This is a genomic window from Thiothrix fructosivorans (genome assembly GCF_017349355.1).
GTDB classification, from domain to species: domain Bacteria; phylum Pseudomonadota; class Gammaproteobacteria; order Thiotrichales; family Thiotrichaceae; genus Thiothrix; species Thiothrix fructosivorans.
On sequence record NZ_JAFMPM010000008.1, the window covers coordinates 545,222 to 559,071 of the forward strand.

Below are 13,850 nucleotides of genomic sequence, written 5' to 3' on the forward strand. Positions count from 1 at the left end.
GCTATGGTCGCATTTTGTGAGTTAGTGAGAAATCCAAGAGATTTACTATCATGCAGGTAATCTGTCTTAGTGATGATGGCTCGCGCCGTTCATCGTTTATGCTCCACCCGTGGAAGCACCTTATTATCCCCGCTGGCATTGTCGCCTTGCTGTTGGTGGGGCTTTCTGTCAACCAAATGTTTGGGCTGTATCGACTCGATGCAACACCTCAACATAGCGCCCTTTCCGGTAATGATGCGGGAAAATTGTTGTCAGCGTTAGAGCAACAAATTTCCACGGTTGACCAAATTAAGAAAACCTATGCCAACTATACGGTTGATGTGGATACCTTGTCCGTGCGGCTGGGAAATTTGGAAGCGGAAATAGCGCGTTTGAATGCGTTGGCTAAACGCGTCGCCGACAAGGCTAAGCTCGACCCGCAAGAGTTTGCTTTGGATACCAAGCCGGGGCGCGGCGGTGTTGACCAAGAGGTATTATCGGGTCAACACAAAACGTCTTCCAATGAATTATTGTCTGCTTTTCAAGATGCTGAGAATAGCGTAGATCGCCAGAAAGGCATGTTGTCGACGCTAGAACAGATCCTTGAAGGTGTTACTTTGCAACAAGAGGTCTTGCCGTCTGGTCGTCCGGTACACAGTGGCTATATTTCTTCCGAATTTGGTTTCCGGCGTGACCCTTTCAATGGTCGTCAGAAAATGCACAAAGGGGTCGATTATGCAGGGCCACAGGGTACGGATATTTTCGCGGTTGGCGGTGGAGTTGTTTCCTTTGCAGGCAACCGTAATGACGGTTACGGCAATGTGGTGGAAGTTGACCACGGTGATGCCTTGATTAGCCGTTATGCGCACTTAAGTACGACGAAAGTGGTTGAAGGCGAAGTCGTGAAAAAAGGTGATAACGTGGCATGGATGGGGAGCACCGGGCGTTCGACCGGCTCGCACTTGCATCTGGAAGTGTTAAAGAATGGTGCACCCGTCAACCCGCGTGAATACTTGGGACACGAAGAATAATTCACCGTATAGCCAGTTAAACTGTATATAATACGGTGCAAACCGTCACACAAGAGAGAAAAACGTATGTTGGGTTCTGTAGCCAAAAAGATTTTTGGCAGCCGTAATGACCGTTTGGTCAAGTCTTATTCTAAAGCCGTTAAGAAAATCAATGCATTTGAAGAGCAGTACAAAGGCTTATCTGACGCGCAATTAGCGGCTAAAACCACCGAGTTCCGTCAGCGATTGCAGAAGGATGAAACCTTAGCAAGCCTGTTGCCCGAAGCGTTTGCGGTGGTGCGTGAAGCCAGTCATCGTGTCTTAGGGTTGCGTCATTACGACGTACAGATGATCGGTGGCATGGTGTTGGATGACGGCAAAATTGCTGAAATGAAAACGGGCGAAGGTAAAACCTTGGTCGCTACGGTGGCAGCTTACCTGAATGCTTTGCCCGGTAAGGGGATGCACGTTATCACGGTCAACGACTATCTGGCGCAACGCGACGCGGCGCAGATGGCGAAGTTGTACGGCTTTTTGGGCTTAACCACTGGCGTGATCATCAACGGGTTGAGTTCCGAAGAACGCCGTGCAGCGTATGGTTCGGACATCACTTACGGCACGAACAACGAATTCGGTTTCGACTATTTGCGTGACAATATGGCGTTCCGTAAGGAAGACCGTGTGCAGCGCGATTTGTACTACGCGATTGTGGATGAGGTCGACTCGATCTTAATCGACGAAGCGCGTACTCCGCTGATTATTTCGGGGCCTAGCCACGATGCGTCCCAGCTTTACATGGCTATCGACCAGCTCATCCCGATGTTGGTAAAGCAGCCGGAAGAAAATGCACCCGGCGATTATTTGGTCGATGAAAAAGCCCGTCAGGTCTACATGAGCGAAGCAGGGCAGGAACGTGCTGAGCAGTTGCTGTGGTCAGCGGGTGTGCTGCCGGAAGGTCAAGGCTTGTACGATACGGTCAGTATCAGCGTCTTGCATCACTTAGGCGCGGCACTGCGTGCTCATGCGCTGTTCCAACGTAACGTCGATTACATTGTGCGTGATGGAAAAATCGTCATTGTTGATGAGTTTACTGGGCGTACCATGCCGGGACGGCGCTGGTCAGAAGGTTTGCATCAAGCTATTGAAGCTAAAGAGCATGTTGAGATTCAAGCGGAAAACCAAACGCTGGCTTCGATCACCTTCCAGAACTATTTCCGTCTGTATGAAAAACTTTCTGGTATGACGGGGACGGCGGATACGGAAGCGTTTGAATTGCAACAAATTTACGGGCTGGAAGTCGTGGTTATTCCTACGCACCGTCCGATGAAGCGTATTGACTCTAACGACTTGATTTACCTGACAGCGGAAGAGAAATACGACGCTATCATCAAAGAAATCGAAGAGCAGGTGGCAAAAGGTCGCCCTGTGTTGGTCGGTACAGCGTCGATTGATACGTCGGAATTGGTTTCCAATAAGCTCAAAGAGTTACGGATTCCGCACGAAGTCCTCAACGCCAAACAACACGAACGTGAAGCGCACATTGTTGCTAATGCGGGTCGCCCTGCGGCGGTGACGATTGCGACTAACATGGCCGGTCGTGGTACGGACATCGTGCTCGGCGGTAGTATGGATGAAGAGCTGAAGCAACTCGGCGAAACCCCCAATCCTGAAGCCGTGAGCCAAATTAAAGCCCTGTGGCAGAAGCGTCACGATGCAGTGGTGGCTTCGGGTGGTCTGCATATCCTCGGTACAGAACGCCATGAATCGCGGCGTATTGACAACCAGTTGCGCGGTCGTGCAGGTCGTCAAGGCGACCCCGGTTCTTCCCGTTTCTTCCTGTCATTGGAAGATAATTTGATGCGTATTTTTGCCTCTGATCGGGTGAAAAGTATGATGCAGCGCTTGGGGATGGAAAAAGGTCAGGCGATTGAAGCCGGTCTGGTATCCAAATCCATTGAAAATGCGCAGCGCAAAGTTGAAGCGCACAACTACGACATCCGCAAACATTTGCTGGAATACGACGATGTTGCCAACGATCAGCGTAAGGTGATTTATTCCCAGCGTAACGATTTGCTGGAAGTGGATGACATTAAAGACACCATCGACGCGATTCGCGAAGACGTGGTAGATGTGATGTTTGCGTCGCACATTCCGCCCGGTAGCCTTGCTGAACAGTGGGATGTGGACGGTCTTTATAAGCAGCTTTACACTGAGTTTGGCGTGGATTTGCCGCTCAAAGAATGGTTGGCAACAGAGAAAAACTTGCCCGAAGAAAGTTTGCGTGACCGTGTGCAGGAACAAGTTGCTGCTGTCCTCCAAAATAAAGAAGAGATGATTGGCGACCCGAACATGCGCCGTTTGGAACGCGATGTGATGCTGCATGTGCTGGATGGCGAGTGGAAAGAGCATCTGGCGGCGATGGATTACTTGCGTCAAAGCGTTGGTTTGCGCGGTTATGCGCAGAAAAACCCGAAGCAGGAATACAAGCGCGAAGCCTTCGAGATGTTCGAGCAATTGCTGGAACGTATCAAGCATGACGTTGTGGCGTTTCTGATGCGCATCCAATTGCAAGAGCCGCAACAGGCAATGGCAGAGTTGGAAGAGCATGAGCCGCAAGCGATGGCGTTTACGCATCCCGATGCAGGTAACGCGTTTGAGGACGAGGAAGTCGTGGATGCCGTCGTTGGTGATAGCAGCAATCCTTACGAGCGTGATGGCGTAAAAGTTGGGCGTAATGACCCATGCCCGTGTGGCTCTGGCAAGAAATTTAAGAGTTGCCACGGTCAATTGGTCTGAGTTCGTTTGGTTTTATAAGGAAGTAGGTAACATGGCAGTCAACTTACACGCACCCGACACCTTATTGCCGATTGCTGGCGTGCGCTTGGCATCGGTAAACGCGGAAATTCGTTACAAGAATCGTAACGATTTACTGCTGATTGAGTTAGAGCAGGGCAGCCACACCGCTGCCGTGTTTACCCGCAATGCGTTTTGTGCCGCACCTGTGCATGTGTGCCGCGCTAACTTGCTGCATTCCAATACGCGTTACTTGCTGATCAATGCCGGTAACGCGAATGCGGGTACGGGTGAGCCGGGTATGGCGGCAGCACGGGAAAGCTGCGAACAGGTGGCAGAGCTGGGTGAGTGTTGGGCAGAGCAAGTGTTGCCCTTTTCAACCGGTGTGATTGGGCAGCAATTGCCTGTTGAAAAAATCACGGCTGCATTACCTGAAGTCTTTGCCAAGCTCGATGCTGATGCTTGGATGGAAGCCTCGCGCACGATTATGACGACGGATACGATTGCCAAAGCGATTAGCCGTCAGGTGGAAATCTTCGGCGAAACTGTGACGATCACGGGAATTGCCAAAGGTGCGGGCATGATTCACCCCAATATGGCAACCATGTTGGCGTATGTGGCCACCGATGCCTTGGTTGAAAAAGAGACGCTGCAAACCTTGTTGAATGAAGTGGTGGAAGAAACCTTCAACTGCATCACGGTGGATGGTGATACGTCTACCAACGACTCACTGATCGTGATGGCAACGGGCAGTTCAGGCGTTTACGTGGGCGGCGATGGTTTGCCTGCGTTCCGAGCCGCTTTGCTGGATGTGTGTTTGTATCTGGCGCAAGCGATTGTGCGGGATGGCGAAGGCGCAACCAAATTCATCAGCATTGATGTGCAAGGCGCGGCAACGCGTGCGGAAGCGCGTATTGTCGGCAACACGGTGGCACTGTCGCCGTTGGTAAAAACGGCTTTGTTTGCCAGTGACCCGAATTGGGGGCGCATCCTTGCCGCAGTCGGGCGCAGTCATGTGGATGCGTTGGACGTGAGTCGTATCAGTATTTGGTTGGGTGAAACTTTGCTGATCGAAAACGGTGAACCTGCGCCGACTTATCGCGAAGAATTAGGCGCGGCAGAAACCAAACGCGAAGAAATCGACATTCGCATCCATTTAGGGCGTGGCGAAGCCAGTGCGACGACGTGGACATGCGATTTTTCCTACGATTACGTCAAAATCAATGCCGAATACCGCAGTTGAGTATTTGCATGTCGTTGCGGCGGTTATCCGTGGCAACGATGGTCGGATACTGTTAGCGCAACGCCCTACCCACCAACATCAGGGTGGTAAATGGGAATTCCCCGGCGGTAAAGTCGAATCCGGTGAAACACCTTTGCAGGGTTTGAGCCGCGAACTTCACGAAGAACTCGGCATTAACGTGCAACAAGCGCACCCGCTTATCAAAGTTCGCTACGTGTATCCAGAACGGGCGGTGTTGCTGGATGTGTGGGAAGTCATCGCTTTCAGTGGTGTTGCACATGGGCGCGAAGGTCAGCTAGTGGCGTGGTATACCGCCGAACAATTGCCTACTCTCGAATTTCCTCCCGCGAATTACCCGATTATTACTGCTGCTCGCCTGCCTGAGCGTTGCCTGATTACACCTGAACCGCACAATACTGCTGAGTTTTTACACCAGTTGGAGCAGCGGTTGCACGCGGGAATTCGTTTGGTGGTGTTTAGGGCGAAGTCGCTCGCGGCTGATGATTACGTGGCGCTGGCGCGGGAAGTTATCGCGTTGGCACATGAATTTGAGGCGAAGGTTGTGTTGAATTCACCGCCTATCCCGATAGCGGAAGCGGATGGTTTGCATTTGACCAGTTCCCAACTATGGCATACGCCCCGACGGGCAGGGCAATGGTTGTCGGCTTCTTGCCATGATGGGCGGGAATTGCAGCGGGCGGCAGAGATTGGGGTGGATTTTGCTTTGCTGTCGCCGGTCTTGCCGACGCTATCGCATCCGGGGGCGGCGCATTTGGGGTGGGCGGCGTTTGCGGCAGCGGTGGAGGACGTGAATTTTCCGGTATATGCCCTCGGCGGTATGGAGAACAGCCACGTTGCAACGGCGCGGCTGAATGGTGGGCAAGGCATCGCCGCCATCCGCAGTGTGTGGGATGGCGTTTAGCGCACGGTGTTAAGCGTTTAAGTCGGGAATCAACTGGCTGTTGAGTCGTGCAATCATATCTTTCAACAATAATTTGCGTTTCTTTAAGCGCGATGCCTTGAGCTGATCGTAAGGAGGCTCTTGCGTGACTTGCGCAATCGCCTCATCCAGTTCCCGGTGTTCTTGGGTTAATTCCGCGAGTTTGCGGTGCAGTTCTTCCGTGTCTTGCAGCATATTGATGTATTTACTTGGTCACGATACGGCGTTTTTCCTTGTAACGGATAACGACTTGTTTATCTGTTTTAGGTTTTTCACCCTGTTGCGTATAGTCAGGTTTTTCCCAACTGCCAATTTCGTAAGAGCCGCCTTGGTCACGACGTGGTGCAGGATTGCTGCTGCCGGTGTAAGAGCCGCCTTCGCGTTTGCGTTGTGCGCCCCCGTTGAGACGACCGTAAGGACCTTTGCGCTGTTGGCGATCCGCAGGCATATTGGCGTTGGTTTGTGGTTGCTGGTCTTGCCCTTGCCCTTGCCCTTGTGCGGGGCGGTTGTCAGGACGGCTATCGCGGCGACCACCTTGACCTTGCTGTTGATTTGGATAGCTGCGTCCGCCGCCACCATTACCGCCTTGCCCTTGATGGGGTGGGCGTTGTTGGTTTGCACCGCCGCCGGAACGACCTTGTTGGGGGCGAGCACCACGGTCACGTTCGCCGCCTTGTCTGCCGCCATTGCCGTTGCTGAAGCGTTGTCCTTCGTGGTTGTTGCGAGGTGCTCGCGGTGAACGCACGGCGGGGGTGAAGCCGGAGGTATGTTCCAGTGGCGCAAGACCCGGTAGGGTGCATTGTTCGATGGAATCCCCCAGAAACGTTTCTATCAGTTTCAAGTTGTCACGTTCACGCGGCAAGACCACGGCGATAACCGCTTCTTCGCGGGAATCGGGGTTAATATCGTGCAAGCGTTTTTCGTAATCTTCAACTTTTTGGGGCAATTCAAAGTTGATAATGTGTTCATCACCGTGCAGATTCGGCGGCAAAGCGTCTTGGTCTGCGTAGATGAGAATCGGTGATGCGCTGCCGTTGCGTTCGGATTCGGGCAGGTCTGCCGCCACTTCAGCCATGTGTCCGTGGTTAGCGAGGCTTTCTGCCAACGCCTTGGCGACTTTGCTGGTAATGGTAAAAATGACGGTCGGTTCGCCGGAAAATTCATCCAGCAAGTGATCCATTAGCGCAATTTTGTGGGTGTAATCGTCGGCGAGGTGCACCACTTGCGGAATCAAGCGCAGTGGGTTGCGGTCATCGTCAACTTCGATTTCTTCAGCACCCGCCAATACTGCACGGGCGTAACCGGCAATGTCATTTTCGGGGCGTACAAACGCGATAACCGGACAAGCGGTGGTACGTTCAGCAAGAATTTTGTTGATCAGCCCATGCAAACCTTTGTGGTAGATAGCGCTTAGGTCGTCAATTACCAGCATTTCCAGCTTGGAAAAGTCGGCTTTGTTGTTGTCTACCAAGTCGTTTAATCGCCCGGGGGTGGCTATCATTAAGTCCAAGGGGCGGCGTAACAAGCGCATCTGTGGCTGATAAGGGCGACCGCTCACAATGAAGCCGGAGCGAATTTGCTGCTCATCTCCCATGAGACGTTTAATCGTGTAGTTGATCTGGTTCACGCGATCACGGCGTGAGGTCAAGATCAAGATACGGGTATGCCGTTGCTCTTCGATGGGATGCGCCAACACATGGTTGATGGCGGGTATCAAAAATGCCCCGGTTTTGCCGGAAGCCGATTGTGTCCAGATGATGACACTCTTGTTTTGCGCCACGAGCGGAATCAACTGTTTCTGTAAGTCAGTCGGATTCTCGTAACCAGCAGCCTCAATTTTCGCCGCAAAATCTGGATTTAAGCCTAATTCTGAAAAAGACAAGATGAGTACTCCCCGTCTGTGAATGTGGGTGAGAGTAATGAATAAGTACTATCAAACTGGAGAGAGAAAGTTAGCAACAAGATGCCCTCAACGACTGCCCGTACCTGTGTTTGTAACGTTTATGCGGCCCGAACCTAATAATAAAATTATTATATCTGTTGTTGAGAGTCAACAATTATGCACGTTATTGTTGCGAATTTACATCACAATTTCTATCGCTTTCTCCAATCTGGCAACGGCGACCACCTTCATTCCCTCAATGGGGTGACGTGGTTTGTTTCCTTTCGCTACGATAGCCTGTTTAAAACCGTGTTTGGCAGCCTCACGCAAACGCTCCTCACCGTTTGGAACTGGGCGAATTTCGCCAGCCAGCCCAACTTCTCCAAAAACCACTAGATCAGCAGGCAGAGGACGGTTGCGAAAACTCGAAAGTGCCGCTAACAACAATGATAAATCAGCAGCGGTTTCTGAAATCTTAACACCACCGACAACATTAATGAATACGTCTTGGTCAAACATTGAAATTCCGGCATGACGATGTAGCACTGCTAAGAGCATGGAAAGGCGATTTTGTTCCAAACCCAAGGTAACGCGACGTGGTGCTGCCCCGTGACTTTGGTCGACGAGAGCTTGTACTTCGACCATCAGTGGGCGTGTGCCTTCGCGTGTCACCATAATGACGCTGCCGGAAACGGGTTCTTCGTGGCGCGAGAGGAAAATGGCGGAAGGATTGCTGACCCCTTTCAAGCCTTGCTCGGTCATGGCAAATACGCCGAGTTCGTTGACTGCGCCGAAACGGTTTTTGACAGCGCGAATAATCCGATAACGTCCACCGGGGTCGCCTTCAAAATACAGCACGGTATCGACCATGTGTTCGAGGACGCGGGGGCCTGCGAGTGTGCCTTCTTTGGTGACGTGACCAACAAGAAACATAGCGGTATTGGTTTGCTTGGCGAAGCGTACTAGCTTGGCAGCGGCTTCACGGATTTGGCTGACTGAGCCAGGAGCGGCTTGCAAGCTGTCAGTGAACACGGTTTGAATCGAGTCGATCACCATCAGATGCGGCTTTTCCTGCGATACCAGCGAGAGGATGCTTTCCACGCAGGTTTCGGTGAGCAGGCGTAAGTTATCGGTCGGTAGCCCTAAACGGCGGGCGCGTAGACCGACTTGTTGCAAGGATTCTTCGCCGGTGACATACAAGCTTTTTAGTTCGGTCAACGTAGCGAGCGTTTGTAGCAAAATGGTGGATTTGCCGATGCCGGGGTCGCCACCGATCAACACTACTGAACCTGCGACTAATCCGCCACCCAAGACGCGATCCAGTTCGGGTTGGTGGGTGAGGATGCGGGGGGTTTCGGTCAGGCTGACTTCGTGTAGGGAGCGAATGACGGGTTGTTCGCCTGCGTAGCCCCCTGCACGGGTATTGACGGGGTTTTTGCTGGCGGGAAGGCTGAGGGCTTCTTCCAGCGTATTCCATGCGCCGCAATCGCCGCATTGTCCGCCCCATTTGGTGTGTACGCTGCCGCAGGCGGTGCAGTAATACTGGAGTTTGGCTTTACTCATTGTTGTTTATCCGTAAACGCTGGATTTTGGGGTGGATGATCAGGGTCTTGACCGCATTATTGCGCGTTTTGCGGATTTCCAGCGGGTAATCGTCAATGAGAACGGTCATGCCGGGGACGGGGATGGATTCGAGGTATTCTAAAATCAAGCCGTTGAGCGTGTTGGCTTCTTCGGCAGCAAAGCGGCTACCGAGTTCGCGGTTGATGTCGCGAATACTGGCAGCACCGTCTACCCAGTAACTGCCATCGTTGAGTGGGCGGATTTCATGGGTTTGGGTGGCGGGTGTTGTCGAAAATTCGCCAACAATTTCTTCGAGGATGTCTTCCAGTGTAATCAGACCGAGGATTTCACCGTATTCATCCACGACTAGCGCGATGCGGCGATTTTCTTGCTGAAAGTTTAACAATTGCTGGGTCAGTGAGGTGCTTTCTGGGATGAAATAGGCGGGGCGGATACTGGCTTCAAAGCGTGTTCGATCCAGATGTCCATCGCGAAACAGCGGTAGAAGTTTGCGCAAGTGGACAAAGCCAATCACATTGTCGAGGTTTTCACGGTAAACCAGTAGGCGGGTGAAATGGCTGTTAATGAGTTGTTCTTCCAGCTCATTCCAGTCATCGTCTAGGGCTAGGCCTACCAGTTGATTGCGCGGAATCATGATGTCGCTGACAGTCGTGGTTTCCAAATCCATGATACGTTGCAGCATCTCGACGTGGTTTGGGGCAATACGCGGCGGCTTGTTGCGGCAGCAATCTAACCAGCGTCGCAGCCATTGCAAGGAAGCAGCAACATTCACAAGGGCTTCACCAGAAATTCCAGCACAAATTTGCTGCCGAAGAACGCGAGCATTAGGATGAAAAAGCCGCTCAATGTCCAACGAATGGCGATACGTCCACGCCAGCCATACTGCCAATGCCCGACTAGCAAGACCGTAAAGACAATCCACGCGATAATCGACAAGATGGTTTTGTGGACGAGGTGTTGGGCAAAGAGGTTGTCGATGTACAGCACGCCGCTGAGTAACCCGAAGGACAGCAAAATAATGCCCAGCAATATTAGTTTGAATAGCAAGGCTTCCATATCCAGCAAGGGCGGCAGGGTGCGAATCAATCCCCCCGGATGGTGGTTATGTAAATGCCGATTTTGCAGCGCTAGTAACAAGGCTTGCAGCGCCGCTAAGGTCAACATGCTGTACGCCAGCAGTGAGGTGAAAATATGTACGCCTAAGCCGTTATTGAGATTAATGGTGGGCGTTTGCGCGGGACTCAGTAGCGGTAGCAGCATCGCGCTCAAGGTAATCGGTACGACAAAAATACCCAAGGTTTCTAACGGACGGCTCAACATGGTGATAAACAGCAAGAGATTGCATAGCCACATAACAATGGAGCTGGCTGCCGCAAAACTGATGGATATGCTGCCCGCTTGCCAAACCTGATGCAGGATAGTGCCACCGTGCAGCCCTAAGGCGACTACCCACAGGACGATGAGGGCATGACGGTGTTTGGGGGAACGGGTTTGTAGGCGGTCACGCAATCGCCCGCCAATCAGCAACCATGTTGCCAACCAAGCCAGTGTGGCGCACAAATTAAGTGTTATTGTCATTGTCAAACGGGTTTCACCGGTTAGCTACAAAATTCAGTTAAGTGTTATGATAGCAACTTGTGCCTGAATCGGACTAGCAAGAAGTCAAATCATGTTTGAGAATTTAAGTGAACGTCTTTCGCAGACGGTAAAAAAACTGCGCGGTCAGGCACGTCTGACCGACGATAATATTAAAGATGCCTTGCGTGATGTGCGGATGGCGTTATTGGAAGCGGACGTGGCGTTGCCGGTGGTGCGTGAGTTCACCAACAGGGTGCGTGAGCGTGCGATTGGTCAGGAGGTGTTGGAAAGCCTTAGCCCCGGTCAAGCTTTAATCAAAGTTGTGAACGACGAGTTAGTTGAGCTGATGGGCAAAGCCAACGAAAATTTGTCATTGAATGCCCAGCCGCCAGCGGTCATTTTGATGGCAGGTTTGCAAGGTGCAGGTAAAACCACCACGGTGGGCAAGCTAACCCGTTTTCTGAAAGAGCGCCAGAATAAGTCGGTGATGGTAGCGAGTTGCGACGTTTACCGTCCTGCGGCGATCAAGCAGCTTGAAACCATTGCGGGGCAAACGGGGGGAGTATTCTTCCCCAGTGATGCGGGGCAAAAGCCTGTAGACATTGCTAAAGCGGCTGTCGCGCAAGCCAAGCTCAAGTACATGGATGTGCTGATCATCGACACGGCAGGGCGTTTGCACGTCGATGCGGAGATGATGGCAGAAATTCAGGCTATCCATGCCGCTGCAAATCCCATCGAAACGCTATTCGTGGTGGATAGCATGACAGGGCAAGATGCAGCGAATACCGCGAAAGCCTTTGGGGATGCCTTGCCGCTGACGGGCGTGATCTTGACCAAGGCGGATGGTGATGCGCGGGGTGGTGCGGCACTGTCCGTGCGTTACATTACTGGTAAGCCGATCAAATTCATCGGGATGGGCGAAAAGCTGGATGCGCTTGAGCCATTCCACCCTGATCGGATGGCATCGCGCATTCTGGGTATGGGCGACGTATTGAGTCTGATTGAAGAGGCGCAGCGTCAAGTCGACCACAAAAAAGCCGCGCAACTGGCGAAAAAACTCAATAAGGGTAAATCGTTCGATTTCGAGGATTTGCGTGACCAGATGCAACAAATGCTGAAAATGGGCGGCATGGCGGGCTTGATGGATAAATTGCCGGGGATGGGTAATCTACCTGCCAATGTCAAAGATCAGGCAAATGACAAAGAAGTGCGTCGCATGATTGCCATTATCAACTCGATGACGTTGGAAGAGCGGCGCAACCCCGATTTGATTAAGTCCTCCCGCAAGCGCCGTATTGCCGCTGGATGTGGCTTGCAAGTGCAGGATGTGAACCGCTTGTTAAAACAGCAATTGCAGATGAGCCGGATGATGAAGCAGTTTTCCAAAGGTGGCTTACGCAAACTGATGAGCGGTATGACAGGAAAATTACCGACGGGCGGTGGATTTCCACCTATGGGTGGCTTTCCGGGGTAGCTATATTAGGCTTTTTCGATATTTCTAGCGACCATTAAGGAATTTTGCGCTAAGATGGGTTTGCCTAGTGGATTGTCTGGTTGTATGATGCGCATCATCCAGAAAATTCATGGTCTGGATTATAACTTATGTCCATGCCAATTCTGGTTAGACAAAGTTTTCCCTTTCCAAATCAATTGTTTAGAGAGTTTTACTATTATGAAAATCAAATCTCAAGTGGCTATCGCTGGTATTTTGTTCGCTGGTCTGTTGACAACAGGTTGCCAACAAATGGGTGCTCAACAGTCTACTGGTCAACAAGTAACTGAAACGCCAAAAGTTGATGTTCCAGCTGTTGTTACTCCTCCACCAGTTGCTCCTCCTGTTCGTCAAATTCAGCCACGCGTTCCGCAAGTGAAAGCGAAAGGCAACTACAAAGGCCCAGTCGCACAAGATGCAGCTTCTGCAGCAGCAATGAAGCAATACCAGAAGTAATCTGGTTTGCCTAAAAACACAGTTCTCGTTACGAGCGCTGTGTTTTGCAAAGCCTCTTGACTCGTCAAGAGGCTTTTTTTTGTCATAAGTTTTTATTTTGGTATAAATATATTTTTGTTTGAAGACTGGTGGTATTTGATGCAACCTATTTTCCGGTTTTGAATGGGGTATATCTGAATCTATAGGTGGGATAACTCACGTTTTTCATAGGTTTTTTGTGCGCATTCGTGCTAAATTTGCGCGGAGTAGTGCGCAAGAACATCCGAATTCTTTGCTACACTTCGTATGTTTTCCTTAAACAATGAAAGAGACTAAGACGATGAAAATCAAATCTCAATTGACACTCGCAACCCTGTTGGTTGCCGCTATGTTTGCTACTGGTTGCCAACAAATGGGTGGCATGAGCCAACAAACGGCTCAACAAGCAGCACCTGTTACTGATACAGCAAAACCTGCTGATAAAGCAGCAAAACCTGCTGGTCAGCATTGCCATGACGAAGCACCTGATTGCGCTCAAAAATGCCACAGCCACCCCGGTGATGTTGCTGGTCATAAGCACGTTTACGGTTGTGTTGCTGGTCAAGGCAATCGCCCAGTTGTACCTAAAGTGAAAGCCAAAGGTAACTACAAAGGCGCAGTTTCTATGGATCAGTCTTCTAAGTCGGTCATGCAGCAATATCAGAAGTAATTATTTCTGGTTAACGTTATCGGTGGTTGATGCGCAAGTTTTTACCACCAATCTCGCATAAAACTGCTCGGTTACGGCGTGACTGGGCAGTTTTTTATTGAAATTATCCATAAGTCAATCTACGCTAGCGGTCTTTGGGAACTTATGGGCTTTTCTCCGGTCATTTAGGCATGGGTGAGCCTGTTGGCGTCTGTTTATTTAATGT

General features: G+C 51.2%; 12 protein-coding genes. 7 read left to right on the plus strand and 5 right to left on the minus strand.

Annotated features, from left to right (window positions below; translation table 11 throughout):
- Nucleotides 1-50 precede the first annotated feature (50 nt).
- The 4 genes from J1836_RS16960 (at nt 51) to J1836_RS16975 (ending at nt 5,947) form a co-directional block, all read left to right on the plus strand.
- A complete protein-coding gene (locus J1836_RS16960; protein ID WP_207252300.1) occupies nt 51-1,010 on the plus strand; it encodes a M23 family metallopeptidase in 960 nt (319 codons plus the stop codon).
- 66 nt (nt 1,011-1,076) lie between these two features.
- Complete coding sequence (gene secA / locus J1836_RS16965) at nt 1,077-3,785, plus strand: preprotein translocase subunit SecA (protein ID WP_207252301.1); 2,709 nt, start codon at nt 1,077-1,079, stop codon at nt 3,783-3,785.
- A 31-nt stretch (nt 3,786-3,816) separates the two neighbouring features.
- Nucleotides 3,817-5,025: a bifunctional glutamate N-acetyltransferase/amino-acid acetyltransferase ArgJ gene (gene argJ / locus J1836_RS16970; protein ID WP_207252302.1), complete on the plus strand. Its 1,209-nt coding sequence runs from the start codon at nt 3,817-3,819 to the stop codon at nt 5,023-5,025.
- Entirely contained in the window at nt 5,006-5,947 is a 942-nt protein-coding gene (locus J1836_RS16975; protein ID WP_207252303.1) for a Nudix family hydrolase, read from the plus strand. The genes argJ and J1836_RS16975 overlap by 20 nt, the downstream gene beginning before the upstream one ends.
- Before the next feature lie 9 nt (nt 5,948-5,956).
- On the opposite strand, the gene J1836_RS16980 is transcribed toward J1836_RS16975, so the two are convergent.
- The 5 genes from J1836_RS16980 to J1836_RS17000 all read right to left on the minus strand — a co-directional run bounded on the left by J1836_RS16980 (nt 5,957) and on the right by J1836_RS17000 (nt 11,009).
- Nucleotides 5,957-6,160 carry a YdcH family protein gene (locus J1836_RS16980; protein ID WP_207252304.1) on the minus strand — a complete coding sequence of 68 codons (204 nt, stop codon included), beginning with the start codon at nt 6,158-6,160 and terminating at the stop codon, nt 5,957-5,959.
- A gap of 10 nt (nt 6,161-6,170) precedes the next feature.
- Nucleotides 6,171-7,847 carry a DEAD/DEAH box helicase gene (locus J1836_RS16985; protein WP_207252305.1) on the minus strand — a complete coding sequence of 559 codons (1,677 nt, stop codon included), beginning with the start codon at nt 7,845-7,847 and terminating at the stop codon, nt 6,171-6,173.
- A gap of 198 nt (nt 7,848-8,045) precedes the next feature.
- Complete coding sequence (gene radA, locus J1836_RS16990) at nt 8,046-9,410, minus strand: DNA repair protein RadA (RefSeq protein WP_207252306.1); 1,365 nt, start codon at nt 9,408-9,410, stop codon at nt 8,046-8,048.
- Nucleotides 9,403-10,203, minus strand: coding sequence for a transporter associated domain-containing protein (locus J1836_RS16995; protein ID WP_242632899.1), 801 nt, complete (start codon nt 10,201-10,203; stop codon nt 9,403-9,405). Before J1836_RS16995 ends, radA begins: the two co-directional genes overlap by 8 nt.
- Complete coding sequence (locus J1836_RS17000) at nt 10,200-11,009, minus strand: cytochrome C assembly family protein (protein WP_207252307.1); 810 nt, start codon at nt 11,007-11,009, stop codon at nt 10,200-10,202. The genes J1836_RS16995 and J1836_RS17000 overlap by 4 nt, the downstream gene beginning before the upstream one ends.
- Before the next feature lie 91 nt (nt 11,010-11,100).
- On the opposite strand from J1836_RS17000, the gene ffh reads away from it, so the two are divergent.
- The 3 genes from ffh to J1836_RS17015 all read left to right on the plus strand — a co-directional run bounded on the left by ffh (nt 11,101) and on the right by J1836_RS17015 (nt 13,645).
- On the plus strand, nt 11,101-12,483 hold the full coding sequence (ffh, locus tag J1836_RS17005; RefSeq protein WP_207252308.1) for a signal recognition particle protein: 1,383 nt from the start codon (nt 11,101-11,103) through the stop codon (nt 12,481-12,483).
- Nucleotides 12,484-12,567: 84 nt separating this feature from the next.
- On the plus strand, nt 12,568-12,957 hold the full coding sequence (locus tag J1836_RS17010; RefSeq protein ID WP_207252309.1) for a hypothetical protein: 390 nt from the start codon (nt 12,568-12,570) through the stop codon (nt 12,955-12,957).
- Nucleotides 12,958-13,276: 319 nt separating this feature from the next.
- A complete protein-coding gene (locus J1836_RS17015; RefSeq protein ID WP_207252310.1) occupies nt 13,277-13,645 on the plus strand; it encodes a hypothetical protein in 369 nt (122 codons plus the stop codon).
- Nucleotides 13,646-13,850 lie beyond the last annotated feature (205 nt).

What these genes read in the sequence shown, in the direction of transcription:
- J1836_RS16960 (WP_207252300.1), top strand. Translation starts at nt 51, where the DNA reads ATGCAGGTAATCTGTCTTAGTGATGATGGCTCGCGCCGTTCATCGTTT.
- secA (WP_207252301.1), top strand. Translation starts at nt 1,077, where the DNA reads ATGTTGGGTTCTGTAGCCAAAAAGATTTTTGGCAGCCGTAATGACCGT.
- argJ (WP_207252302.1), top strand. Translation starts at nt 3,817, where the DNA reads ATGGCAGTCAACTTACACGCACCCGACACCTTATTGCCGATTGCTGGC.
- J1836_RS16975 (WP_207252303.1), top strand. Translation starts at nt 5,006, where the DNA reads ATGCCGAATACCGCAGTTGAGTATTTGCATGTCGTTGCGGCGGTTATC.
- J1836_RS16980 (WP_207252304.1), bottom strand. Translation starts at nt 6,160, where the DNA reads ATGCTGCAAGACACGGAAGAACTGCACCGCAAACTCGCGGAATTAACC.
- radA (WP_207252306.1), bottom strand. Translation starts at nt 9,410, where the DNA reads ATGAGTAAAGCCAAACTCCAGTATTACTGCACCGCCTGCGGCAGCGTA.
- J1836_RS17000 (WP_207252307.1), bottom strand. Translation starts at nt 11,009, where the DNA reads ATGACAATAACACTTAATTTGTGCGCCACACTGGCTTGGTTGGCAACA.
- ffh (WP_207252308.1), top strand. Translation starts at nt 11,101, where the DNA reads ATGTTTGAGAATTTAAGTGAACGTCTTTCGCAGACGGTAAAAAAACTG.
- J1836_RS17010 (WP_207252309.1), top strand. Translation starts at nt 12,568, where the DNA reads ATGATGCGCATCATCCAGAAAATTCATGGTCTGGATTATAACTTATGT.
- J1836_RS17015 (WP_207252310.1), top strand. Translation starts at nt 13,277, where the DNA reads ATGAAAATCAAATCTCAATTGACACTCGCAACCCTGTTGGTTGCCGCT.